We start from the raw sequence: 25,800 nt of genomic DNA, 5'->3' as shown, positions 1-25,800 counted from the left end.
TATGCATTCCCACACAGCATCATATGGGAACAAGTATAAAGAGGAAATATGAGTAAAACACCAGAAGAGATTTTTAACTTTACCGATACCAGTGAAGCCTGTATCAAATGCGGTAAATGTATCCCTGTATGTACCATCCACCAGGTCAATCCGGATGAGACCACGTCTCCTCGCGGCTTCATTGACCTTTTGGGTGCCTATCAGCAAGGAGATCTGGAACTCGATAAGAACGCCAAAGATATCTTCGAGTCCTGTTTCCTCTGTACCAACTGTGTCGATGTCTGCCCCAACTCACTGCCTACGGATATGGTCATCGAAGAGGTGCGTGCAGACATTGCTGACAAGTTTGGTATCGCATGGTTCAAACGTGCTTTTTTCTACCTGCTTCGCCACCGCAGGATCATGGACCTGGTCATGAAGCTCGGCTTTATGTTCAAAACCTGTGCATTGTCCGTGGATGAAAAAGGCAGAGGCCTTCGAGCAAGATTTTCCCTCCCGATGGTAAAAAAAGGAAGACTGCTTCCATCATTGGCAAAAACAAGTTTTTTAAACAGCCATCCTGAAGAGATACCGGCTCCCGTGCAGGAAAAGAAAAACCCTCGTGTAGCGATCTTCATCGGATGTCTTGCCAACTATAACTACACGGATATCGGTGAGAGCTTGGTCGAGATACTGAAACAATTGAATATTGATGTGTTCATCCCCAAGAAACAGCTCTGTTGTGGTGCCCCGGCCTACTTTACCGGAGATGTGGATTCTGTAGAGTATATGACCAAAAAGAATATCGAATATTTTGAGGGCTTTATGGATGAGTGTGATGCGATGCTGATCCCGGAAGCGACCTGTTCAGCGATGGTAAAACATGACTGGCAGGTCTTCTTTAAAAATCACGATATGCCTGAATGGGAAGAGCGTGCCAAAAAAGTGGCGGAAAAGATCCATATGGCAACAGCATGGCTCTATAACAACACCGATCTGGTCAAACTGCTGGAAACAAAAGGTAAAAAGTTTGATGACGTCGTCACCTACCATGACCCTTGCCATGCGAGGAAAGTACAGGGTATCTGGGAAGAACCGCGTAATCTGCTTGCGCAAAACTATCCGATGAAAGAGATGAGTGATCCAAACCGCTGTTGCGGATTTGGCGGGGTGACGATGCAGACAGAGAAGTTCCATCTTGCAGAAGCCGCAGGGAAGCCAAAAGCGGCCATGATCAAAGATACAAAAGCCAAGTATGTCAGTGCGGAATGTTCTGCCTGCAGGGTACAGCTCAGCGAAGCGATGAACAACGCCGACGTAGAGACCATCTTCAAGAATCCTTTGGAGCTGATCGCAGAGGCGCTGAAAGATTAACCGAAACGGCAGGCTTCTCCTGCCTTGATGACAAAGATATTATATCCGTCACTGTACTTATACTCCAGACCGCACCCCAGTTTTTCCAGAATACTGTAGACAATATAGAGCCCCAGTCCAAACCCTGAACTTCTTTTCTCCTCCTGGGAAAAAGGCTCGATATAGTAGGATAGAGGGTGTTGCAGCTTTTCACCTTTGGAACTGACCTCCAGGCCATCATCGACCGATCTGAGCGTCACATGTTTGTCTTTGCTGTACTTGATGCCGTTATCCAGTAAGTTCTTAATGGCCAAGGAGAGCAGTTTCACATCAGAGGCCAACGCGATACTTTTCACATCCACCGTTACATGCTCTTTCCCTACCATCAAAAGGTCCAGACTTCTTCGTACGACTTCATCCAGCATCACATATTCAAAATTCGGTTCAAAACTGTGGGTGGTGACCCTCTCTATCTCGGCCAGTTCCGAGATCAGCTCGTTCATTCGCTCAAAGGCGCGTATGAGCACCTTTTTGGTGGCTTCGTCTTCCATCATCTCTACCACGATACGCCCTTTGGTAATAGGTGTTTTAAGCTCATGCATCAAATTACGCATGAAAAGATTCTTGGACTTGCTCAGATCGTTGATATGCATAATCGCATCATCAAAACTTTTGGCTATTTTACCTATCTCGTCATCATACTGATAGGTAATACGCGTCTGTATATCACCCTGGGCAAACCGCTGTATCTGTCTATGCAGTTTTTTCAGGGGATAGAGTTTTCTCAGAACCGCCACGTAGATCAAAAGCAGCAACCCGATCAGAAAAATACCCAATGCGACGGCTATCTCAAAATAGTAGTTCTCGCGCCGGTCATCTTCCAGCAATAGATTGTGTTCCATACGCTGCACATAGATATAATATTTATCGTTTATTCTAAAGACCCTTACCTGCCCGAGAGAAGACCCCCCTGTAAAGATCGTCTCACCCTGTTCTTCTATCTGCTTCCTTACCTCATCGCTGTCTTTCTCAGGTATGGGGTTCAACCTCAGGTCTCTATAGAGCTGCTCCAGTGCTTTTTCACCGGGATTGAGCTGCAAATTTGAGAGGAACGTGATGGAGACGAGCTGGTAGCGTTTATACTCTTCGATCTTATGGCGGTCTTTATCCCAGGAGAGAAAGAGTAAAAAGGTAGCGATCAGAATGGAGATCGCCAAAGAGAAAAGAATATGTATAAAGGTGGTTACGGAAAGGTTTCTCATATGCGATCGGTCAAAAGATATCCCACTCCGCGAATGGGTTTGATGTAGATATTGTCAGGGTCTATTTTCGCGATCTTCTGCCGTATGCGGGAGATGATCACATCGATGTTCTTGATCGAAGAGTCATCATCGATGTGCTCGCTTTCGTACAAAAGCTGCTCTCTTGAAACAGAACCGTTCTTGTGCTGCAGCAGCATACCCAGCACATCATACTCTGCCGCGGTCAGCTCCAAGGGATGTCCTTTAAACCGGATCTCTCTGGCATTGGGGTCTGCCACGAACAGCTCTTCTTTTTCTGCTGCGGCCTCCTCCACGCTCTGTGTACGTCTTAAGATCGTTTTAATGCGGGTGACCAGTTCCCTGGGATCGTAAGGCTTTGGCATATAGTCATCCGCACCCCGTTCCATACCGATGACCTTGTCGGTGATGTCATCCCTCGCCGAAGAGATGATGATAGGGATATTACTGATATCACGGATCTTTGGTATGACCTCCAGACCATCCATACCGGGCAACGTCAAGTCCAGAATGATCAGATCGAATTGATGCTGTGTCAGGAGAGAAAGCCCGATATACGGATCCTCCGCACCGATCACTTCCATATCAAATTTCGTAAGATAGTTCGTTAAGATGAGTGCCAATTCCGGATCATCTTCTATAATGAGTATTTTTATAATGATGTTTTCCTTCTCTGACCTAGGTCGTTATTCTGCTTTGCTCTTTATGATTATAATCAATATATACTTTAGTAATTGCGATCAAAAATGAAGTGATCGCCGGCCCCAGTATCATTCCCCAGAAGCCGTAGGTACTCATCCCTGCTATGATAGAGAAAAATATCACCAGTTCGTTGATCTCGACGGTACTCTTCAGAAGATCTTCTTTGATCACTTTGATGATCACCGGTTTGATGAACGTATCTGCGATCACAGAGATGACCACCACCGAATACCCCGAAATGAACAGCGCTGTATTTGCATCCATATCGGACCAGGCATAGAGTGCTACCGGTATCCAGACGATGGCACCTCCGATGACGGGGATCAACGATGCAAAGCCATAAATGACCCCAAAAAGCAGTCCGTTGAAACCAAAGTAGCTCACCATCACGCCAAACAGGAATCCTTCAAAGATCGCTGTCACCACAATAGAGTAAAAAACCACCTCCATCGTAGAAGAGACCTCGTGTATCATTTTGGCACTTTTCATCTTGCTCATAGGCATGAGTGCACGTATCAATTCAAAAAAACGCTCTCCGTAAAAGTTCATCAGAAAATAGAATACCAGCACAAGCAGCATATTTTTGACAAATCCCAATCCCACGCTCCCCGCTGTGGTCATATAAGAGGTGGAATCCTGAATATACTCTGCGATCTTCGCATCGTTCAACCCCACCTGGCGCCACTCTTGCACATAGGGGATCTCTTCTGTAAATGTTTTGATGCCCGAAGTGACCTCATTGATGGTCTTTACATCCAGTTTTGAAATATACTCCACCCCGATCGTTGCCATATAGACAATAGGGGCGAACAGGATCAATATCAAAAGCAAGGTGGTGATGATAGCACTGATCTTTCTAGAGTTAAAATAGCTGATCAGCTTTTTGGTCAGGTTATACGTTCCCATCGTAAGCAGTATGGCAACTACCATAGAGAGCAGAAACGGTTTATAGATCGTATAGGCCCCGATAAGAGAGAGCATAAAAAGTACAGTGATCGTGATACTTTTATTATTCATCAAAGAGTCCGTCCTTGATGCCGCCCAGCTTAAAATGTTCATAACTCTTCTGGGTGGCGATACGTCCTCTTGCTGTTCTTTCTACATAACCGTTTGCTATCAGGTAAGGCTCCAGCACATCCTCTATGGTCCCTTCGTCCTCAGAGAGCGCTGCGCCTATGGTGCTCAGTCCCATCGGTTTGTTCTTCGCAGAGACAAGCAGCTCCAAAAGCTTGATGTCCTGTTCATCAAAACCTAAGTGGTTGACGCCCAGCTCATCCAAGGCATATCTTGCCCTTTGCAGCGTCACCTCCTCTTCATTGGCCACTTCGGAAAAGTCCCGTACACGCTTGAGCAGGCGAAGCGCTATACGCGGTGTGCCCCTGCTTCTGCGCGCGATCTCAACAGACGCTTCCTCCTGGGCCGGTTTGTCCAGTTTCTCGGCAGCCTGCCTGACGATCTGAGAGAGTTCGACCGGTGTATAGAACTGCATTCTAAAGTGCATCCCGAAACGTTCACGAAGCGGGTTGGAAAGCATCCCGGCTCTCGTGGTTGCGCCTATCAGCGTAAAACGCGGCAGATCTATCTTCACCGTCTGTGCAGCAGGTCCGCTTCCGATGATAATGTCCAAACGGAAATCTTCCATGGCCGGGTAGAGTATCTCTTCGATCGCCGGGGACATACGGTGGATCTCATCGATAAACAGGATATCTCCCTCTTCGATGTTCGTCAGCAGTGCCGCAAGGTCTCCCGCTTTTTCTATCATAGGGGCGGCAGTCGTTTTGATGTTCGCTCCCATCTCGCTCGAAATGATATTGGCGATGGTCGTCTTGCCCAGACCCGGAGGACCAAAAAAAAGGATGTGGTCGAGCGCTTCCTTTCTTTTCTTACTTGCTTCTATGAAGACCTTGAGGTTCTTTTTGATCTTCTCCTGGCCTATATACTCATCCCAGGAACTGGGGCGCAGTGTCGCCTCATAGGAGACCTCTTCATCAAAACGCTCTATTTCAACCATACGTTCCATACTACAGACCCTTTCTGTGCTTCATGTGCATAGTCAATAATTCATGCCCGCGCATCTCATGTTTCATCAATAGGTGTATTCCTCGCTTGGGAATTCTCTCCCTTTGACCTCGTTCCTGTACGCCTCGATCCCTTTGCGTATCTGCTTTGCACCATCCAAATACTGCTTGACGAATTTTGGTTTGAAGGTTTCAAAGAACCCGAACATATCGCTCCAGACAAGTACCTGTCCATCAGTGCTGTTCCCCGCGCCTATGCCGATGGTAGGCACAGAGACGGCCTCGGTAATGGCTTTGGCGGCCTCTTCCTTCACTCCCTCTACCACAATGGCAAATACCCCTGCTTTTTCCAATGCTTTGGCATCTTCTACCAGTACCTCTATGTCAGCCTGGTCTTTCCCCCGCACTTTATAGCCGCCCTCGCTTCGCAGGAACTGCGGCATCAGCCCGATGTGCCCCAGGACCGCTATGGAGTTTTGCGTTAACGCTTGCACGATGTGCGCCCGCTCTTTTCCGCCCTCTATCTTCACTGCCTGTGCATTTGTCTCCTGATACGCTCTGGTAGCATGCTTCAATGCAACTTCAGGTGACGTGTAGGTGCCAAAAGGCATATCGAGCACGACAAGAGGAAGGCTCGCACCGTTACAGACCGCCTGTGTATGGTAGATCATCTGATCCATCGTTGCCGAAAGCGTGTCCTCTTTGCCTAGAAAGCTCATATTCAGACTGTCTCCGACCAGTATCATCTCTACTTCACCATCAAAGAGCTGGGCAAAAAGGGCATCATAGGCGGTCACCATTGTAATAGGTTCCACGCCTTTCATGCCTGCTATGGTGCTTAAAGTTATTTTTTTCTCTATCTTGGGGGTATGAATACTCATGATCTTCCTAACATACTTCTGGTTTTATAATTCTAATCATTTTATCTAAAAAATGTATAATAACAAAAATAATAGTTGAGATACTTACCATAAAAGAGTACAAAGTGAAAAATTTAGTTGCCTACATTACCACCGGTTTCCCTTCATTGGAGTTCACGGTCGATGCTGCCTTGGCTTTGGCTGAAGCCGGTGTGGACACCCTTGAACTGGGTATGCCCTTCTCAGACCCTGTCGCAGACGGTCCGGTCATCGAAAAAGCAAATCTAAAAGCATTGGAGAAGGGGTTTAAACTGGACCACCTTTTTGACGTTTCTGCAAAGATCGCGCCACATATCGATACCCTGTGGATGGGATACTTCAACCCTTTTTATCACAGAGGCATGGACTACTTCATCACTCAGGCGAACAAAGCGGGAGTCAACGGGTTCATCATCCCCGACCTTCCTTTGGAAGAGGCAAGACCATACAAACCGGCCATAGAGGCTGCGGGACTGAACCTTATCGACTTCATCGCCCCTACAGACTCCAAAGCGCGTATCGAGGAGATCGTCAAGGATGCGAAAAAGTTCATCTACCTAGTCGCCTATGCCGGTATCACCGGTGCAGGAAAAAGTGAAGACCTCCAGCCCGTGATCACAGATATCAAATCCTTTACAGATACCCCTGTCTACGTGGGATTCGGTGTGGATCAGAACACTGCCAAAGAAAAAGCCGAAGGTGCAGACGGTGTCATCGTAGGGTCTGCCTTTGTGAAAGTGCTTTTGGATGAAAGCCTGAACGATACACAAAAGATCAGCAGGATCGCTACACTTGCCAAAGAGATCAAAGAGAAGATCAACAGCTGATTCCGGCATAAAAGCCCATTAAAGAAATTAGAGAGTATAATACTCCTAATTACACAAAGGGTTATACACTATGGAACACCTCATCTGGAATGCCGATCCCACTATCTTTGCACTAGGTCCTCTTGAGCTCCGCTGGTACGGCCTGCTCTTCGTAGGTTCATTTTTTCTGGGGCTGCTCATTTTGACCAGAATATACAAACGCGAAGGCAAAGATCCTGCTGTACTCGATGCGCTGCTTATCTATGTCATGGTCGGTGCGGTACTCGGGTCACGTTTGGTACACTGCCTCTTTTATGAACCCGAATACTATCTTTCCCATCCCTTGGAGATACTCAAAATATGGAAAGGCGGGCTGGCGAGCCACGGCGGACTGGCCGGGGTGCTCATCACCCTCTATCTTTTTGCGAAACGCTATCACACCTCCTATATGTGGCTGCTTTCACGCGTGGCTATCCCGGGGGCGCTCACTGCCGCCTTCGTACGCATCGGGAACCTTTTCAACTCTGAGATACTCGGACTTCCCAGCGACAAGCCCTGGGCGATCATCTTTTCACGTGTCGACATGGTGCCCAGACACCCGGTTCAGCTCTATGAAGCCCTTTCCTATCTTATCATTTTCGTACTTCTGATCGCTGTCTACCGCAGAGTCACACCGGCTTTTGCCACGAAGATACTGCCGGGTGTATTTCTGGTCACAGTATTTACCGCACGTTTCTTATTGGAATATACCAAAACAAGACAGGAGTCATATACGATGGATATTCCTTTCACCACCGGACAGATGCTGAGCGTACCTTATGTAATATTGGGGATATTGTGGATCATTTGGGCCTATAAAAGCGATTCCAAGGAGTCAAGCCATGACAAAGCCTCTCATAGCTAACTATACACTCGGTATTGACATAGGGTCAACGACCGTCAAATATGTACTATGCGACAAAGACTTCAACATACTCCAAAAAGCCTATACCCCCCACGACACCAAACAGGCGGAAACACTTTTAAGACTCCTTGAGGAGCTCTCCCTTTCGCACCCTGAAGCCTACAACAGGATCGATAAGGTCTACATCACCGGCTCCGGAGCATCGCGCATCGCTCCGACCATCAACGCGCGTTTTGTCCAGGAGGTCAATGCGGTCGTACTTGCGGTCGAACATATGCATCCGGATGTACGCGCGGTCGTAGAGCTTGGCGGACAGGATGCAAAGATTATCCATTTCAAAGAGAGCGAGGATGGTAAAAAATCCGTACTCACCTCTATGAACGACAAATGTGCTTCAGGTACAGGTGCCACGATAGAAAAATGTACGATGAAGGTCGGTATGGATAGCGAAGAGGTGCAGAAACTCTCTTTTGAAACAGACAAACTCCACCACGTGGCGGCCAAATGCGGTGTCTTTGCAGAAACGGATATCGTCAACCTGGTCAAAACTTCCGTACCCTCGCATGAGATCATGAACTCGCTCGCAGATGCCATCGTCATGCAGAACCTGACCGTCCTGACACGGGGTAACACCCTGATGCCCAAGGTCCTGCTTCTGGGAGGTCCCAACACCTACCTGCCCTTCCTGCAGGAGTGCTGGAGAATGCGCATCAGCGAGCTGTGGGATGAACGGGGCATTGCCTACGACAAAGAGAAGCTGGAGGAACTGATCATCGTGCCCGACAATGCCCAGTATTATGCCGCGCTGGGTGCGGTCATCTTCGGTGAGGGCGAAGCGAACCATGACAGATCCTTTACCGGGCTGATACAGCTTAAAACACTGGTCGAGTCAGGGGGCATCACACAGAATGAGAACAACGATGCGCCTCTGGTCTCCTCTCCTGAAGAGCTGCAGGCTTTTCAGGCGGCCTATACGATCAAAGCATTCATCCCTCCGGTACTCAGCAAAAAAACCACCTGTTTTTTAGGCATAGACGGAGGTTCCACCTCTTCCAAAGCCGTTTTGTGTGATGAAGATGGCGAACTGCTCTTAAAGGTCTATCAGCTCTCCAAAGGCAACCCCATAAAAGATACCCTGGAGCTGCTACAGAAGATCCAGGCCGAGGACCCGAACCGCTTTTATGACATTCAGGGCTTAGGGGTGACCGGGTACGCGGCGGATGTACTCAGCGGTGCGCTCAATGCAGATGCCAACATCATCGAAACGATCGCGCACATGAAGAGTGCCCAGCAAGCCTTCGGTGAGAGTATCAATGTGATCTGTGACATCGGAGGCCAGGATATCAAGGTCCTTTTCATGGAAAACGGCATGATGAAGAATTTCCGTCTCTCCAACCAGTGCTCTGCCGGCAACGGAACCCTGCTCCAAAGTATGGCCAAACAGTTCGGCGTCCCGATAGAGAACTATGCAGAGACCGCCTTTTCGGCAAAACAGGCACCCCTGTTCAATTACGGGTGTGCGGTATTCCTGGACACGGACAGGGTCAATTTCCAGAAAGAGGGCTATTCCAAAGAAGAGCTCTTTGCCGGTATCGCAAAAGTATTGCCTAAAAATGTCTGGCAGTATGTGGTACAGGCACCGAATCTGGCAGCCTTCGGAGACCACTTTGTGCTTCAGGGAGGGACACAGTACAATCAGGCAGCGCTCAAGTCCCAGGTGGACTACATCAAAGAGAAGGTCCCCCATGCCAGAGTAGACGTACACCCCCATCCGGGAGAGGCAGGTGCGTATGGTGCAGCGATAGAGGCGAAGGATGTCGTACAGCAAAGAGGCTATGCCACCTTTGTAGGCATGGAAGAGGCACTGCAAATGACCTACACCTCCCGGACCGACGAGAGTACACGCTGCCACTTTTGCAGCATCAACTGTTCGCGTACCTTCATAGACACACAGACGCCCTCTTCCGAAACCGTACGCTACATCGCAGGGTTCTCCTGTGAAGAGGGTACCGTCGAATCACACGAAGCGCTCAAACTCCTCAAAGAGAGCAGAAGATCGTTGCAGCAGCACACTCCCAATCTTGTCAAAAAAGAGTCGATGTCCCTCTTCGCGCCTATCTATGACCTGGAACCCAAACCTACCGCCTCTACCAGGATCAAAGAGCAGCAGGTCAAGGTCACGCTCGGCGGATGGGGGCCTACCCTGCGCAGAGAGGTACAGAGAGCCTTTGCTCTCAGCAGCGAGGAGAATAAAAACTACAGAAAGTCCCTCCACATCGCCATCCCGAAAGTGCTCAATATTTACTCACTGGCTCCTTTTTTGCGTACCTACCTCGAAGCACTGGACATCGATCCTCTGAAGATACAGTTTTCAGGTTTCTCCAATGAGGATATGTTCCTGGAAGGCGCCAAATACGGCTCTGTAGACTCCTGCTACCCGGCCAAAGTGGCACAGTCCCATGTCTATGCTTTGATGTACTCAAAAAAGTTTGCGAAAAAACAGTTTGACCATATGTGGTTCCCGGCGGTCACACATCTGCCGGGGTATCTCAAACATACGATGGGCCAGACCTCCTGTCCTATCGTTTCGGGTACACCCAAGGTGGTCTACTCTGCCTTTACCAAAGAGCGTGATCTCTTTGCAGAGAAAGGTATCGACTATGTGGAAGATGCCCTCAATTTTGACAACCCTGAACTGCTGAAAAAACAGCTTTTTGATACCTGGGGAGAAAAACTTCGTATCACGAAAGATGAAAACAACTGGGCGGTAGCACAGGCCTGGAAGGCATTGGCCAAAAATGATACGGACATTATGAAGGAAGGTCGTGCCATCCTGGATGACGCTGTCGCCAATGACGAGATCGTCATCCTGCTTCTGGGACGCCCCTACCATACAGACCCCGGACTCAACCATGAGGTACTGGACGAGTTCCAGTCTCTAGGGTTCAAGACCATCTCCATGCGTGCCATTCCGAAGGATGAAACCTATCTGATGCAGTATTTTAAAGAGGATGTTGCAAACGGCTATATTGCATCGCCCTATGACATACGTGATGTGTGGGCGGAGAACTTTTCGACCAACTCTGCACAGAAGGTCTGGGCAGCCAAATTTGCGGCGCGCCACCCCAATGTCGCAGTGCTTGATCTTTCGAGTTTCAAATGCGGCCATGATGCGCCGACCTATGCGATCATTGACAAAATCCTGGGAGCAAGCCGTACCCCGCATCTGACCCTCCATGATATCGATGCCAACAAACCAGGCGGTTCCATCAAGATACGGGTCAAGACCTTTGCCTATACGCTGGAACAGTATCAAAAAAGACTAACGGACAGATATACGGCCCGGCAACAAACCGATGATAATCAAATACACAAGGAGATGACAGTATGAGTATAGCATGTAGTAATATCAAACCTCCCCAAAGCAATGGCGACCTGACCTTTATCAATACCGCTGAAACACAATGGCGCGACGTTCCCAAAGAACCGATCAAGTATGCCCCCAAAGAGGAGACGGTCATGGTCTCGGGCGGCTTGACCATTCTGCAGGACAAGCTGATACAGGCCGCCTTGCGATCGATGGGTGAAAACTATATCTCCATACCCAATCCTGACTTTGAATCCTTTCAAAAAGGCAAAGCGTACGGGAACAGGGGTCAGTGCAACCCCACCTATTTCACGGTCGGGAACCTCGTCAAGTACCTGCAGAAACTTCGCGATGAAGAAGGAATGAGTGCTGAGGAGATCGTACGAAAATATGTCTATGTCACCGCAGGAGGCTGCGGGCCCTGCCGTTTCGGGATGTACATCACCGAATATAAAAAAGCCTTAAGGGATGCAGGGTTTGAAGGGCTGAGGATCACCGGTTTCGAACACGACAAAGGGATCTTCCAGGGGGATGAGATCGATGATGGCATCCTCAACTTCACCCCTACCTTTTTCGTGACGCTGATCAAAGCGGTCATCATCGGTGACATCATCAATATCCTGGGGTACAAAATGCGTCCTTATGAAGTCACACCAGGCAGTGTCGATGATGCCATGAAGCAATGTGAAGACCTTGTGGCCAAAGCTTTTATGGACAAGAAAAGCCTGCTGAGAACATTGTGGAAATGCCGTCGTATCTTGGAAAAAGTGGTGCTGGACCGTTTACAGCCCAAAGCGAAGGTCATGGTCATGGGTGAATTCTGGGCAGCGATGACCGAGGGCGACGGGAACTACAACCTGCACAGGTTTTTAGAGTCCGAAGGTGCCGAATGCATTCCCCAGCCGATCATCAACCGCCTGATGCTCAATCTCTGGGAAGCGGAACGTGGATTGCACAAAAAGGAAGCATTGGAAACAGAGAATGCAAAAGTGATAGACTTCTCTTCCGTCAAGACCAGGATACTGATGAAAGCCGGCAAGATCGCGATCAAAACACATTTCAGCCTCTATGCCAAAGCGATAGGGCTGCATGACTATGAGATACCGGACATGGATAAACTGGCGAAACTGGGTCAGGAATACTATACGCTTGACTGTGACGGAGGGGAGGGACACCTGGAAGTGGCACACCTTATCGAAAGCGTGAAAGAGAACATCGCCCACCTTGTGATCTCGGTCAAGCCTTTTGGATGCATGCCCTCCTCTTCTGTCTCCGACGGTGTGCAGTCACTGGTGACAAGCCGTTTTCCCCAAGCCAATTTCCTTGCCATAGAGACCTCGGGAGAAGGCGCTGCGAACTTCTACTCCAGGGTACAGATGGCACTCTTCAAGGCCAAACAGTCTGCCAAAGAGGAGTTCGAAGCATTGGAAAAACCCGAACACATACCGGAAAAAGTGCACAACTATCTCTATCAGCCGCACAGTGAAAAGGCAGGAACAGCCGCACAGCTCATCGACAGTTTGGGCTATTGATCCTTTTGCAGCAAGTCTTTTTGGGCTTGCTATTTAGCAACGAAAAAAACTTTTTTCACCCCTATTGACAAATTAACCAAAAAGTGTTACACTCCGCCATCTTTACAGATATGGGGATGACTTGGTTTCGACTGGAGTAGTCGGGGCTATGTGCATGTCGGACTGGGCAATTCCGTTACGCGGCCCACACGCGAATAAACGCAAACAATACAGATTATCGTCCAGCTTACGCAGTAGCGTAAGTCATTAACCCCGCTAACGCGGAGGACTGCTTCGCCGGTGAGTGTCATCTTAACCGGATCATGAAGTATCACATCTGATGACTATGCTCCCTGGAAGCTATGCCAGGGTGTGAGAATCTTAGCTCGTCCTGTCAAGTTTTGAGTGTAGTACAAAACAGGATTAAAATTAACAACACTGACTAAGCATGTAGAGTCATGGTTCTATCTATTTTAGGACAGGGGTTCGATCCCCCTCATCTCCACCAAACTCCAATTCAACACAATCTCTCTAAGACTAATCCCAAGTACAATTTCAGCTTAATTAAGTAACCAAAACTTTCGTAAATTCTGTAAAAAATACCTCATAGAGTGTCTTGTAATTGAGGTCTATACTTTGGGCTAATCATTTCCGTATAGACTTTAACGGTAACAATAGTCCTATAAGTGATTTTGCTTGTTTTGATTTAATTTTCTTTATTACAATTGTTCTTTGATCCGATAAAGTTAAAATGTGCTATCATTATATAAAATTTTATAATACAAAATTATGACGACAGACCAGGCAAATTCTTTATAATTGCTGATCGTTAATTAATTATGGATAAGAAGAAAAATTTAAAATAATAATTTTCTGACATTTTTATTATTTAGATATAGTTTTTACATCAAAAAAGGATATTATGTATGCATAAAATGAGATATGGATTTACAATGATCGAATTGATCTTTGTAATTGTTATTATTGGGATTTTGGCAGCAGTAGCAATACCTAAATTAGCAGCGACTAGGGATGATGCAAAAATATCTCAAATTATTGCAAATACAAAAACTGCATATAGAGATATGAGTTCCTTCTATACAGCTAAAGGCAACTTATACTGGAAAGATACAGCAACAGTTAATGAAGTGACAAACGTAGAACTCGTCACTAGCTGTAGTAGTGGACAATCGACAGCATCGGTAGCAGGTGCTACGCTTGTTTTATGTGATGGAAAAAGCACAGACGCTGTAACCTGTGTAACTATGGAAGTAAATGAAACTACGGTAAAAGTTACTGCAGCAAACTTAGGTGGTAGTATAGTGTGTGATGGTGTTGTAACAGATCCTGCTATTATTAGTATGGCTGGTGGCGCAGGTGAAACTAAGACTCATTACTTAGGTGGAGAACGAGTGATCCGTTAAATTTTTGATAGCTGTAGATCCTACATCCCAAACCTTGCAAACTCGTCAAAGTCAATCACTAACATAAAGTTTATCTTAAGTAAAGCGGTAGGTTTAAATCACTTCTTTAGGTAGTTCGGCAGACAATGCCGTCGTCATTTCGTACGAGATCGTGCCGAACTGTTTGGCAGCGGCCTGTGCATCGTTCATCACACACACTTCCTCTTTTTCCGATTCAAGCGAAATGAAATCCATCGAGACACGTCCAATTATAGGCAGCCCTTCGCTGGTCATGTAAGGCGTGGAAGCATCTCCGCGACACCATCCGTCACCGTAGCCCAGATCATAGGTAGAGACCGTCATGTCCTGCGAAGCGGTGAAGTCCCCTCCATATCCTATGCGCTCCCCTTCTCTTAAGATCCTGGTTGACATTTTTTTTGCATGCAGGGAGAGTACGGGCTGCAGCGTGACCTGATCAAAAGCGTCCGGCAGTTCACTGTATCCGTACGCGCCGATGCCCACACGTACCAGGTCCTCCTCAAAACTTTTCGTGCGGAGAATGGCTGCCGTATTGTGCGAATGTACTCTGACATCTGTGAAACCGGCCTCTCTGACTCTCTGTTTCGCACGCTCGAACTGTTTCTGCTGCCAAAAAAATTCAGAGCCCAGCGTATCAGAACTGCGATAGTGCGTCATCAGACCTACAAGGTTCAGACCCTGGGCTTTGATCAAAGAGAGTGCCTCATCGATCTCATCCAACGCGATACCGTTGCGGTGCATCCCGGTATCGACCTTCAGTTCAACCTTTGCGCCTTTTTGTGCCTTTTTGATCTCTGCCAATGTGTTGAGTGTAAAGGAATAGACCTCATCTTTGATGGCCGTATCTCCCAGTACCAATACCGTTTCAAACAGATCCCTGATCTTCACTGCTTCCGCCGTATTTCGTACGACCGCATGCTTGATACCGAACTCCGCCGCCAGTTTTCCCATGAGCTCCAGCCCATGACCATAGGCATTGTCCTTCAGCACCACAGCGATCTTTTCAACTGAGCCAGTTTTTAGTGCAATTTGGCTAAGATTATGATAGAAATTTTGTCTGTTTATTTTAATAAATGCCATGAAGCGATTATACCAAAATACATACTAAAAAAGGGCTCATCATGATCACAATGCCAGCAGAATGGGAAAAACAACGTGCCATCCTCCTCTCTTTTCCCCACGAGGGGACAGATTGGCATGATCCGGAGGCTCCTTCAGACCTGGAAGCCAGCCTCTCTCCCTTTATACGTATCGCACAGGCCATTGCCTACAAAGAAGCCGTCTACATCATCTGTAAGGACAAAGAGAAGATCTCCGGTATGTTCTGTTCCACGCGAAACATGACCTTCATAGAGATCCCTACGAATGATACCTGGATACGTGACTACGGCTACATTTCTATCAAAGAAGATGATAAAGTAAAGTTACTTGACTTCACGTTTGACGGCTGGGGCGGCAAGTTTGAAGCCTCGCTTGACAACAGTGTCAATACAACACTTCACACAATGGGTTATATGGGGACCACACCGCTCGAGACGATCGACTTCGTTTTGGAAGGCGGTTCACTGGAGAGTGACGGTGCAGGAACGATCCTTACTACTTCCGAGTGTCTCTGCAACCCCAACAGAAACGGCGGACTGAGCAAAAAAGAGATAGAAGAGAAGCTGCATACCTATCTGGGAGCTCAAAGGGTCTTGTGGCTGGACCATGGGTATCTTGCAGGGGATGATACGGACAGCCATATTGACACTTTGGCCAGGTTTGTCAACAGGGATACGATCATGTATGTCAAGTGCGATGATACAGAAGATGAACATTATGAAGCACTCAAAAAGATGGAAGCACAACTTCACACCTTTAGAATGGCTGACGGAAAACCTTATACTCTGGTACCGCTTCCTATGAGTGATGCGATCTACGATGAAGAAGGACACCGTCTTCCTGCCACCTATGCAAACTTTTTGATCACCAATGACGCGCTTATCTATCCGACGTACGGCACACCGCAGGACCAGATCGCCCATGATGTGTTTACTGCACAGTTCCCGGGCAGAGAGATCATCCCGGTCAATTGCCTCAAACTGATAGAACAGGGAGGCAGCCTGCACTGTTCAACCATGCAGGTAGCCTACTAAGACTACATGCTCTTCCCGAAGTTTTGTGTCCAGTAGGTCTGGAACCGGTCGTTTGACGGATGGTACGCCATACCTACCTCTGTAAAATGTCCGCCCATCAGGTTTTTACAATGCTCATCACTACGAAGCCATGCATCCATAGCTGCCTGTGCTGACCGCTGTCCTGCAGCGATATTCTCAGCGGCCGCACGCCATCTATACTCCGCATAGCTCATACGGTCTCTTAACCTACTGCCACGTCCGAGCCCCATTTCAACAGCCGCTCTGTCATTTCTGCTGCCTGAACCATCATGGCTGAAGTGGCTGCTCTTGGCCATATCATACGTGTGTACATAGGCAGCTTGATAGAGTTTATCGCTCCAGACCAATGGTCCTACCGGTCCCATACTGCCGTACTTTCCACATGACCTTCTCTTCGAACGGACCTGATTGATCCGGGTGAGGAATTCTTTTTTCTGTGCTCTGGTTAGTGAAGAGTGTGCGTGTGCCCTCTCCATGTGAACGCTTTTGCCATCTGGCTTTGAAGTATGGGGCTTGTCTGTGTTAGTGATAGTGGCATGTGCAACCTTGGTCGAACCGCACCCTGTAAAGAGTAAGATCGTAGCTGACAACAGTGCGAAACTTGTACTTTTCATACACTTTTTCCTTTAAATCGAAATAACTTCAGGAAAAGTAAAAGTTACAAGCATCTGCGAATGTGCAGCCTGGCGATCTTGGAGTTAAGACCCATGACTTTCCGTCCATATCTCTCGATATGTTTGGCTTTTAACATTTCCTTGTGTGTAATATATAAAAATAGCGTTTAATAAAAAATAAAATTATGCTAAAATCTATTTTATGAAAACAGCACTTATCCAACAAATTTTTTATGGCAACAAAACCGATACTGTCAACGTCACTGTCTCCAAGATACAAGAGGCTGCAAAGCATGGAGCAGAGCTCGTTGTACTTCAGGAACTTCATCAGAACGAATACTTCTGCCAGAGTGAAGATACCAGGTTCTTCGATTATGCTGCAAACTTTGAAGAAGATGTCGCTTTCTGGTCAGGGATTGCAAAAGAAAACGCCGTCGTTCTTGTCACTTCCCTCTTTGAAAGGCGTGCTCCGGGGCTCTACCACAATACGGCCGTCGTCTTCGAAAAAGACGGCTCTGTTGCAGGGAAGTACCGCAAGATGCATATCCCTGATGACCCGGGGTTTTATGAGAAGTTCTACTTCACGCCCGGAGACCTCGGGTTTGAACCGATACAGACCTCTGTAGGAAAACTGGGAGTTCTGGTCTGTTGGGACCAGTGGTACCCCGAAGCCGCAAGGTCAATGACACTCAAAGGAGCTGAAGTGCTCATCTATCCTACAGCTATCGGATGGTTCGATGCAGACAGCGAAGAGGAAAAAACGCGTCAGGTAGAGAGCTGGATCACCATCCAGCGTTCGCATGCGATCGCCAACGGTCTCCCTGTCATTTCATGCAACCGTGTAGGGTTTGAGGCGGACAGTGCAGGCGTGATGGACGGCATACGTTTCTGGGGCAACTCTTTTGTCGCGGGAGCCCAGGGCGAGATACTGGTACAGGCCGGAAGCGAGAAGGAAGAGATACTCTATGCAGAGATCGACCATGCCCGTACCAAAGAAGTACGTGACATCTGGCCATTTCTGCGTGACAGACGCATAGAAGAGTACCAGTGCCTTCTCAAAAGGTATTGTGATTAAACCTTTTGCTGCTGTCGCAGCATAAAGAGCAACCCGGGGTTAATGCCGTTCAAACCACCACATAAAAGCGAACATCAGTCCCGGCGTTTTTGCGATGGACTCATCATAGATAAATGCTTTGGCATCCTTGACAGGGAGGCAGACCACTTCAATGTCCTCATGGTCGACGCCCCCTCCTTCACCTACCTTCATACTTTCATCGACCTCTGCAAAATAGAGTATCTGTTTACTCCCTGCAAACCCTACCGAAGTATGAAAAGAGGTGATCCTCTCCAGTGCTTCGATAGGGACGGCAAAGCCGCACTCTTCTTCGATCTCTTCCCTGGCTATCTCTTCCAGGGAAAGGGCTTTATCTACGATGCCGGCACACAGTTCGATCGTCATGCCGTCCTGATTGTTGAGATAGACCGCCGGTCTGAACTGCTTTACCAAAATAAAGGCTCTCTTCTCTTTGTGGTAGATCAGTATGGCTACACTGTCATGCGCCTGAACGACTTCCCATGATTTCTTGATGCCGTCCTGTTCATAGGTTGCAAAGGATGTGACGACAAAGTTTGGCTCAACCAGAGGCTGAAGTTTAAAGTGTTTAATGTGAGGGTTCATCATTTACCTTCATACTTGTCTTTGTATACCCTTCCCAGCTGAAAGGTGTTCCTTCTTCCTGCATGGAAGAGAGCAGTTTCACCTCTTTCTTTTTGGCATTTTTGATCACGACCTCTTTATATTTGGTGGTAGTCACATTTTTATATTCGGTAAATGTTTTTAACACCGTATCTTTGATCGATCCCTTGCGCAACACCTGCATCGGATCTATCCACTTTCCATATCGTGTCATCCCGAAATGCAGATGGGGTCCCGTACTTCTTCCCGTACTTCCGACATATCCGATGATCTGACCTTTTTTTACCTGTTGCCCTCGTTTCACACCTATACGGCTCTGATGGGCATAAAGCGACTCGTAGCCGCCTGCATGCTTGATCTTCACGACCTTCCCGTACCCGCCCATATGGCCTGAAAAAGTCACCTTCCCGGAGCTAATGGCAAGCAGGGGTGTACCCCTTCTGGCCCCAAAATCTGTCCCATGATGCGGTCGATACCGTTTTAGTATAGGGTGAAATCTTCTATGCGAAAAATGCGAAGTGATACGTACATGGCGCAGAGGCATTCCAAATTGCGAAGAGCTACTTTTTACAGGTACCCTGCGCGTATACGTCACTTTTTTCTTTCCAGTCACCGTATAAGCCTGTTTCGTTTTATCAGTGATGTAGCCATACCCCTCTTCATCGGCATAAATGAACTGTTTCTTTCCCTTGGATTCATAGAGGGCTATTTGAACATACGGGGTATCATGCGGGATCCCCATTCTTGTTCTTTGGGTATAGAGAAAGGAGACCTTGTCCCCCTTCTTGAATTTTTTTGCATTCACCGCACCCTTGAAGAGCTGCCCCATTTTATCTGCAAGCGCAGGATGACACAGTGCATTCGCGATATCCGTATAAAGGTTCTGTTCTATCGTCACCGTAGCACTGTACTCTTTCTCTTTATACTCTATGGGGATGATCTCAAAACTGTAGTTGTCGCTGCCATGCTCTTTGGCCACTCTTATCTGCATCTCTTTACCGATAGGGATCAACGCCTGTTCAAGCACTCCGCTGCTGTCCCTGAGCTCATAAAAAAGTTGGTCGCCCGCAATATCGGAAAGGAACTGAAGGTCTGTGTCTGAAATATCATTTAAGAGACCTGTTGAAATACCCCTGGAAGTCAAATAATGCGAAAAAGTTTCACCTTTCTGCCAACGTTCTTCTGTAATTTTTGCCCCGAACAGTAGACTGGACAGCAACATGCATACCACTATTTTTTTAAGACATCCCATCCTGTATCATTATCCCTATTGATTAATTGGACGATATTATAACGGAAATAGGTTAATCAGACCGCAACCGCGAGGGCATCAATAAACTTTTACTATATTGTTTGTATAATCAATCCAATATATTTCATTATCTAAAGGATCGCTATGCGCAAGATCGCTCTCTTCACTCTTCTCTCTTTACCCCTTTTTGCAGGTTTTTTCCCTCAAACCGTACAAACTTCCGTCACATCTGTAAAAGGAACCGCCATCACACTGAATGAAAAATTCCCTGTCAATGGCATGAGTGGCGTGGTGATCCATAATTATGGCAGCGACCTGGCAGCGATCACCAGCCGCATTGTCCAAACCTCTTCAGAGGGGCCGGCCTCACTGCTGCAGGCAGATATCCTTCAGCATGATGAGCTCCCTACCATCAAAACGGCTGTGGCTCCCGGAGACAAAGTGATCGGCGGATACATGTACGACAATGTGCTTCTCCTGGCCCCGGATGCGAACACCTATGCGAAGATCACATCTGTACATGATAAAAAATGGATACACCCGGACCTGTTCGCACTCTATCTTTCCGTGGAAGGGGAAGAGAGACCGACCAAAGAGAACCTTTCCCGGTTCGCAAAGCAACACCAGGTAGGCCTGATCTATATCGTACGTAAAAATGCTGCTGTCCTTTTGGATCCTATTTCTGGGACGATCATCGCCCAGAAACCTATGACAGACCTTCCGGAAGAAGGAAAGTTCCCTTTTTATATGCGCTTCGAACCACTCGATACAGGGTGGTTCGGGAGCGAAGTCAAAGGCAACTATTATCAAACGATGGAATCATTATAATGGAGCAACACTATGTTAGATAAAAAACATATAAAATATTTTGAACAACTGGTAGGCAAAGAGAACGTCTATAGTGACAAAGCACACCTTATCGCCTACTCTTATGATGCGACACGTACACGCTATGAACCAGAAGCGGTGATCTTTCCAAGAGATGAAGCCGATGTCAGTGCCATACTCAAATACTGTAACGAACATCACATTGTCATCACACCCAGAGGCGCGGGTTCCGGATTTACAGGAGGGGCGCTTCCTTCCCAGGGCGGTATCACTTTGGGGATGGAAAAGCATATGAACAAGATCCTCGAGATCGATATGGAGAACATGGTAGCCGTGGTGCAGCCGGGAGTGATCAATATGGACCTGCAGAAAGCGGTAGAGGCAGTAGGACTTTTCTATCCGCCAGATCCTGCCAGCGAACAGTACTCTACGCTCGGCGGTAACGTCAGTGAAAACGCAGGGGGCATGCGTGCAGCAAAGTACGGCTTGACCAAAGACTATGTGATGGCGCTCCGCGCAGTGCGCCCGAACGGCGACATCATCCGTGCGGGGAAACGTACCATCAAAGATGTCGCAGGCTACAACATAGCGGGTATCCTGATCGCCAGCGAAGGAACCCTGGCCGTCATTACAGAGATCACGCTGAAGCTCATCCCGAAACCTAAGTTCACCAAGGCCTATATGGGTATCTTCCCTTCTGTGGATGATGCCATGAATGCCGTGTTCAAATCACTTGCGGCCGGTGCGAACCCTGTGGCGATGGAGTTCATGGATGACCTGGTGGTCCGGGCACTCAAAGAGAAACTGGGCGTGAAGCTTCCCGAAGATGCAGGCGCCCTGCTGATAGGGGATGTCGATGGGAACGTGATAGAAGAGGTAGAGTTTCAGCTGGAGACCCTCGAGAGATCCTTCAGAGAGAATGGTGCCCAGGATTTCATCATAGCCCATGATGCCAAAGAGCGGGACGAACTCTGGTATGCAAGACGTAATGCTTCTCCCTCCATCACGATCTTTGGAAGCAAAAAGCTCAACGAAGACATCTCGGTCCCTAGAAGCATGCTGCCTGAAGCACTTGAGCGTATCTATGCGGTAGGGAACAAATACGGCTTTAAAGTACCGTGTTTCGGACATGCAGGCGACGGGAATATCCACGTCAATGTCATGGTGGACGGTTCTGATGAAAAGCAGCTGCATGATGGACACCAGGCCATAGAAGAGATCTTCGAACTGGTGGTAGAGATGGGCGGGACGCTCAGTGGCGAACATGGCATCGGTACAAGCAAAGCGCCGTTCATGAACATCGCCTTCAACGAAGTAGAACTGGATCTGTTCAAAAGCATCAAACACGCGTTTGACCCTAACAATATACTCAATCCGGGGAAAATGGGATTACCGGAATAGTCGCATCAGCGACTCCGAGGACCATCCCGGACAGCTCTGATAATTGAATGGATAGATCCTCCGTGAGCAATACGGGGAAAAGAAGAGGAGTACAGTACCATGCAGACCGATCCTCAATTCAAAAAGATCCTCAAAACCTATTACATCTTTATACGTGATTTCCTAAGCGATCTTTTTGACAGCAAACTGGGACACTATGCCTCCAGTTTGAGCTGGAGTACACTTTTCTCCATCATTCCTTTCCTGGTCATCCTGCTTGCTATTTTTACGACCATGCCCTTGTTTCATGCGATGTATGAGAAGGTCGAAGCACTCATTTTTGCCAACCTCATGCCTACGGATTCCGAGGTCATTATGGAATACCTCAACACCTTTGTAGCAAACTCTGACAAACTGGGCTATATGGGGGCATTCTATGTGACATTTGCGGCCATCATGTTTTTCAAAAACTATGACTATATCGTGAATGACATCTTTTCCACACCCAGACGAAGCATCTCGAAGGCGGTAAAGACCTATCTTTTGCTTATCCTTACCATACCTGCCATGATGGCCGCCTCTTTTTATCTCTCCTCCGAGATACAGGTATATCTGGATAAAAGCCATATCACCAGTGTCATACATCTCTACAAGATCATCCCTTATTTCATCGTCTGGATGATGTTCTACATCGCCTACCAGCTCTCTCCCAATACACGCATAGAGGTCTCCGCTGCCCTGGTAAGTTCTTTCATCGCTTCACTTATATGGTATCTTTCCCAAAACGCGTTCGTCTTCTATGTGATGCACAATAAGACCTATGCAAGCATTTATGGCAGTATCAGCATTGCACTCTTCTTCTTTTTATGGATCTATATCTCATGGGCCATCTTCATCCATGGACTTAAATTCTGTGATCTACTCAACAAGAACGAAGAGATAGACCATATATAGGGATGCGGTTCCCAATGTGGACCAAAAAAGTTTTTTACTCCATATGGCCCCTATGGAGAGCCCTGCATATCCTACCATTCCCCATATCGGAACAAGGGATTCCGTACTGCTTTGTGGCAGTGCAAAGAGCGCTGACAACGCCGTATCAAGCAGATCTCCAAAGCCCACTAGGTGCAAACCCATCGCCAGAGGATAAAAGGGAACGAAGAGCAGGGAGAGCAGCGGTGAGAGAAGCTGATAGGGACTTGTCACCCCAAACACAGCGTGCACTATAGGAAGCATCAGCATAAAGATCCCCAAAGGTATAAAGAGCAGTGAAATGATCCAGGTCTTGACTCCCTTACCGTACTGCAGCAGCAAAAAGATATAAAATACGCCTGCCACCGAAAGCCCAAAACCAAGCGAAACAAGCAAAGAAGGAAAAAGTGCCACAAGCAGTAAGACGACCGTGGCCAAAAAAGTAAAACTCAGCAGCTCCATCCCCAGCAGCAATACCGTCCATCCCACGAGTACCATCGCATAGGAGCGTACCAGAGAGGGAGGGAAATCCACAAACCATACATAGGTACCCAGCAGTATCATGGCTGCCAGCCCTACATCGAAGAGTGCATGCCGGTAAGGGAAAAAGCGTTGCTGTAGCGGCCTGTAGAACAATAAGAGCAAGCCATAGACCAATCCCCACAGTATCCCCAGGTGAAATCCGCTCAATGCCACAAGATGGCTGACACCGAGCAGACTGATCTTCTCCCTGAGCGCTTTGTCCAGAGAGGTGGCAAAAAAGATGGCATTATAGAACGAGCCCAAAGAGCCATCCCGGTGCTGGGATGCCACTTTTTTCAGCAGGTCATCTTTGAACGTTTTCGGCAGGGGCTCCTTGTGCTTGATCCTGCTTTTCACATAGAAGGTACCCAGATAGTCTGTAAAGCCTATGCGGTTATCGGGGAAGATCTGGAGACGTAAACGTGTATGAGCGAGATCTTCTTTGCGGTAGTGGGTGGTATAGAAAGTAAATCCCTCGTCACTGCGAAGCTTCAGTACCTGATACCGTTGCTTTCCTTTGGTCTTCTCATAGGCAGCGAGTACGTTTGCATGGGTATAGTAAAAAGGTTTTGAAATGAAGTTCTGATACGTATAATATTCAATGGAGAGTCGGGCCAGGATCACACCCAGGAAAAAGAGTGTGACCCAAATAAAGTGTTTCGTTTCGGGAAATAATCTTGGTTTTTCCGTTTGCACAGGCTTCCTTCACAATGAACTCCATGAGCGTATCCTTTGATGAAAGAAACTCACTAAGGCTTTTTTCTATACGGTCCTATATCGTAGGCAACTCTATGTTCCCTTCATTCCTCGGTATGTCAGCCTCTTCATACTCGATCTCAAATGCCGGAGATTTGGAAGCGTCCACAAAACGGGTAAAGTTCTTTTGGAAAACGAGATTCACGGTACCCGTCGGCCCGTTTCTCTGTTTTCCTATGATGATCTCCGCATCCTCTTCCGGTTTTTTTCTGAACTCTGAGGTATACTCTTTCCCTTCCGCTTTGGCTTTCATCTCTTTTTCTTTCTCCTGTGCCTCGCGGTAGACATCATCGCGATAGACGAACAGGATGATATCGGCATCCTGTTCTATCGCTCCGGATTCACGGAGATCCGAAAGCATCGGTCGCTTATTGTCCCTGCTCTCCACCCCACGGTTCAGCTGTGAAAGTGCGATGATAGGGATCTGAAGCTCCCTTGCCAGCTGCTTGAGCCCTCTTGAGATCTCAGATACCTCCTGCTGTCTTCCTTCTCTCCCCTCGCCGCTCATCAGCTGAAGGTAGTCTATGATGGCCAGCGAAATTTCAGGGTGCTGCGTTTTGAGCTTGCGCAGTTTGCTCCGTACATGGTGGATCGTTGCATACCCGCCGTCATCTACGAACAGTTTTTTCGTAGCGATATCCTGGGTCGCGGCAGCTAGCTGACTCCACTGTTCATCCCTCAGGTCCCCTACCCTGAGCGCCTGAAGCGGTATGGAGGTTTTGGCAGAAAGCATTCTCAGCATGAGCTGCTCTGCAGGCATTTCCAGCGAGAAAAAAGCCACTCCTTCGTTCCGTTCTATCGCTTTCAGCGCCATGTTGAGCACAAACGCTGTTTTCCCCATCGCCGGCCTTGCCGCAATGATCACCAGGTCCCCTTTTCCAAATCCGGAAGTCTTGTCATTGAGGTTTCTGAATCCGGTATCCGTACCGATCAGTTTGGAGTTTCCCAGTGATTTGAGACGTTCTATCTCCGCCATCATCGCCAAAGTGATCTCTTTGGATTCCCTAAAGTCATCAGAGGTCGAGTTCTGGGTGATCTCATAGAGCTTTTTCTCTACCAGGTTCATCACCTCTTCGGCAGGAAGATCATCCTCTATGGTGACCTTTCTTATCTCCGTTGCCAGTGTCGCCAGTGCCCTTTTGCTCGATTTGGCTTTGATCTCCTGAAGATAGGCAGCCGTATTGGTGATCGGGTTTGCGGAAAGCAGATCAAGCATCGCCACTTCATCAAACTTCCCCATACTGTTGAGTTTGGCACGCAAAAACTCGTCATCAAGCGGTTTCTCTTCCACGGAAAGTGCTTCCATCGCAGCAAAGACATGCTGGTGAAAAGGAAGGTAAAAATCATGCGGTTTGAGCTTGGC

The 25,800-nt window shown here is 47.7% G+C and carries 22 protein-coding genes, 1 other RNA gene and 1 riboswitch; of the genes, 12 read left to right on the top strand and 11 right to left on the bottom strand.

The annotated features are described in order from the left end of the window. Positions 1 to 48 precede the first annotated feature (48 nt). Positions 49 to 1,353: a (Fe-S)-binding protein gene (locus VIM88_RS07935; RefSeq protein ID WP_331862354.1), complete on the top strand. Its 1,305-nt coding sequence runs from the start codon at positions 49 to 51 to the stop codon at positions 1,351 to 1,353. On the opposite strand, the gene VIM88_RS07930 is transcribed toward VIM88_RS07935, so the two are convergent. The 5 genes from VIM88_RS07930 to panB form a co-directional block, all read right to left on the bottom strand. After that, positions 1,350 to 2,594, bottom strand: coding sequence for an ArsS family sensor histidine kinase (locus VIM88_RS07930; RefSeq protein WP_331862353.1), 1,245 nt, complete (start codon positions 2,592 to 2,594; stop codon positions 1,350 to 1,352). The two genes, VIM88_RS07935 and VIM88_RS07930, sit on opposite strands and share 4 nt — an antisense overlap. Beyond that, positions 2,591 to 3,271, bottom strand: a complete 681-nt coding sequence (locus VIM88_RS07925) for a response regulator transcription factor (protein ID WP_331862395.1) — start codon at positions 3,269 to 3,271, stop codon at positions 2,591 to 2,593. The genes VIM88_RS07930 and VIM88_RS07925 overlap by 4 nt, the downstream gene beginning before the upstream one ends. Before the next feature lie 19 nt (positions 3,272 to 3,290). Beyond that, entirely contained in the window at positions 3,291 to 4,331 is a 1,041-nt protein-coding gene (locus tag VIM88_RS07920) for an AI-2E family transporter (protein ID WP_331862352.1), read from the bottom strand. Continuing rightward, on the bottom strand, positions 4,324 to 5,334 hold the full coding sequence (gene ruvB, locus VIM88_RS07915; protein WP_331862351.1) for a Holliday junction branch migration DNA helicase RuvB: 1,011 nt from the start codon (positions 5,332 to 5,334) through the stop codon (positions 4,324 to 4,326). Before ruvB ends, VIM88_RS07920 begins: the two co-directional genes overlap by 8 nt. A gap of 66 nt (positions 5,335 to 5,400) precedes the next feature. Then, on the bottom strand, positions 5,401 to 6,213 hold the full coding sequence (gene panB, locus VIM88_RS07910) for a 3-methyl-2-oxobutanoate hydroxymethyltransferase (RefSeq protein WP_331862350.1): 813 nt from the start codon (positions 6,211 to 6,213) through the stop codon (positions 5,401 to 5,403). A gap of 89 nt (positions 6,214 to 6,302) precedes the next feature. On the opposite strand from panB, the gene trpA reads away from it, so the two are divergent. The 6 genes from trpA to VIM88_RS07880 all read left to right on the top strand — a co-directional run bounded on the left by trpA (position 6,303) and on the right by VIM88_RS07880 (position 14,243). Continuing rightward, complete coding sequence (gene trpA, locus VIM88_RS07905; RefSeq protein ID WP_331862394.1) at positions 6,303 to 7,058, top strand: tryptophan synthase subunit alpha; 756 nt, start codon at positions 6,303 to 6,305, stop codon at positions 7,056 to 7,058. A 70-nt stretch (positions 7,059 to 7,128) separates the two neighbouring features. Further along, positions 7,129 to 7,941, top strand: a complete 813-nt coding sequence (gene lgt / locus VIM88_RS07900; protein ID WP_331862349.1) for a prolipoprotein diacylglyceryl transferase — start codon at positions 7,129 to 7,131, stop codon at positions 7,939 to 7,941. Then, complete coding sequence (locus tag VIM88_RS07895) at positions 7,919 to 11,332, top strand: BadF/BadG/BcrA/BcrD ATPase family protein (protein WP_331862348.1); 3,414 nt, start codon at positions 7,919 to 7,921, stop codon at positions 11,330 to 11,332. Before lgt ends, VIM88_RS07895 begins: the two co-directional genes overlap by 23 nt. Continuing rightward, positions 11,329 to 12,840, top strand: a complete 1,512-nt coding sequence (locus VIM88_RS07890; RefSeq protein ID WP_331862347.1) for a hypothetical protein — start codon at positions 11,329 to 11,331, stop codon at positions 12,838 to 12,840. The genes VIM88_RS07895 and VIM88_RS07890 overlap by 4 nt, the downstream gene beginning before the upstream one ends. Before the next feature lie 112 nt (positions 12,841 to 12,952). Next, positions 12,953 to 13,327, top strand: a transfer-messenger RNA (tmRNA) gene (ssrA, locus tag VIM88_RS07885). 445 nt (positions 13,328 to 13,772) lie between these two features. After that, positions 13,773 to 14,243 carry a type II secretion system protein gene (locus VIM88_RS07880; RefSeq protein ID WP_414717480.1) on the top strand — a complete coding sequence of 157 codons (471 nt, stop codon included), beginning with the start codon at positions 13,773 to 13,775 and terminating at the stop codon, positions 14,241 to 14,243. A gap of 93 nt (positions 14,244 to 14,336) precedes the next feature. On the opposite strand, the gene VIM88_RS07875 is transcribed toward VIM88_RS07880, so the two are convergent. Next, positions 14,337 to 15,341 carry an alanine racemase gene (locus tag VIM88_RS07875; protein WP_331862345.1) on the bottom strand — a complete coding sequence of 335 codons (1,005 nt, stop codon included), beginning with the start codon at positions 15,339 to 15,341 and terminating at the stop codon, positions 14,337 to 14,339. 41 nt (positions 15,342 to 15,382) lie between these two features. Between VIM88_RS07875 and VIM88_RS07870 the strand changes: the two genes are divergently transcribed. Further along, entirely contained in the window at positions 15,383 to 16,396 is a 1,014-nt protein-coding gene (locus VIM88_RS07870; RefSeq protein WP_331862344.1) for an agmatine deiminase family protein, read from the top strand. Positions 16,397 to 16,398: 2 nt separating this feature from the next. Here the strand turns inward: VIM88_RS07870 and VIM88_RS07865 are convergent, their stop codons facing one another. After that, positions 16,399 to 17,031 (bottom strand): CAP domain-containing protein, encoded by a 633-nt coding sequence (locus VIM88_RS07865; protein WP_331862343.1) that lies wholly within the window; start codon positions 17,029 to 17,031, stop codon positions 16,399 to 16,401. A gap of 60 nt (positions 17,032 to 17,091) precedes the next feature. After that, a riboswitch (cyclic di-GMP riboswitch) is annotated at positions 17,092 to 17,169 on the bottom strand. A 64-nt stretch (positions 17,170 to 17,233) separates the two neighbouring features. Here VIM88_RS07865 and VIM88_RS07860 point away from each other — a divergent pair. Continuing rightward, on the top strand, positions 17,234 to 18,106 hold the full coding sequence (locus tag VIM88_RS07860) for a carbon-nitrogen hydrolase (protein ID WP_331862342.1): 873 nt from the start codon (positions 17,234 to 17,236) through the stop codon (positions 18,104 to 18,106). Positions 18,107 to 18,145: 39 nt separating this feature from the next. Here the strand turns inward: VIM88_RS07860 and VIM88_RS07855 are convergent, their stop codons facing one another. Both VIM88_RS07855 and VIM88_RS07850 read right to left on the bottom strand, forming a co-directional pair. Next, the gene (locus VIM88_RS07855) at positions 18,146 to 18,709 is read right to left on the bottom strand and encodes an NUDIX domain-containing protein (protein ID WP_331862341.1); all 564 of its coding nucleotides are present in this window, start codon (positions 18,707 to 18,709) and stop codon (positions 18,146 to 18,148) included. Next, a complete protein-coding gene (locus tag VIM88_RS07850) occupies positions 18,693 to 19,949 on the bottom strand; it encodes a peptidoglycan DD-metalloendopeptidase family protein (protein WP_331862340.1) in 1,257 nt (418 codons plus the stop codon). Before VIM88_RS07850 ends, VIM88_RS07855 begins: the two co-directional genes overlap by 17 nt. A gap of 174 nt (positions 19,950 to 20,123) precedes the next feature. Between VIM88_RS07850 and VIM88_RS07845 the strand changes: the two genes are divergently transcribed. The 3 genes from VIM88_RS07845 to VIM88_RS07835 all read left to right on the top strand — a co-directional run bounded on the left by VIM88_RS07845 (position 20,124) and on the right by VIM88_RS07835 (position 23,141). After that, positions 20,124 to 20,807 (top strand): plasminogen-binding N-terminal domain-containing protein, encoded by a 684-nt coding sequence (locus VIM88_RS07845; RefSeq protein WP_331862339.1) that lies wholly within the window; start codon positions 20,124 to 20,126, stop codon positions 20,805 to 20,807. Between the two features lie 12 nt (positions 20,808 to 20,819). Next, on the top strand, positions 20,820 to 22,208 hold the full coding sequence (locus VIM88_RS07840) for an FAD-binding oxidoreductase (RefSeq protein WP_331862338.1): 1,389 nt from the start codon (positions 20,820 to 20,822) through the stop codon (positions 22,206 to 22,208). Positions 22,209 to 22,307: 99 nt separating this feature from the next. Beyond that, the gene (locus tag VIM88_RS07835; RefSeq protein WP_331862337.1) at positions 22,308 to 23,141 is read left to right on the top strand and encodes a YihY family inner membrane protein; all 834 of its coding nucleotides are present in this window, start codon (positions 22,308 to 22,310) and stop codon (positions 23,139 to 23,141) included. Here the strand turns inward: VIM88_RS07835 and VIM88_RS07830 are convergent. Both VIM88_RS07830 and VIM88_RS07825 read right to left on the bottom strand, forming a co-directional pair. After that, positions 23,106 to 24,377, bottom strand: coding sequence for a ComEC/Rec2 family competence protein (locus tag VIM88_RS07830; protein WP_331862336.1), 1,272 nt, complete (start codon positions 24,375 to 24,377; stop codon positions 23,106 to 23,108). The genes VIM88_RS07835 and VIM88_RS07830 overlap by 36 nt on opposite strands. 76 nt (positions 24,378 to 24,453) lie before the next feature. After that, on the bottom strand, positions 24,454 to 25,800 hold a 1,347-nt coding region (locus VIM88_RS07825; protein ID WP_331862335.1), incomplete at its 5' end, for a replicative DNA helicase.

The sequence above is a fragment of the Sulfurovum sp. genome, assembly GCF_036568385.1.
Taxonomy (GTDB): domain Bacteria; phylum Campylobacterota; class Campylobacteria; order Campylobacterales; family Sulfurovaceae; genus Sulfurovum.
The sequence above is the reverse complement of the archived record's forward strand: the minus strand, read 5'-3'. Positions and strand labels throughout refer to the sequence as shown.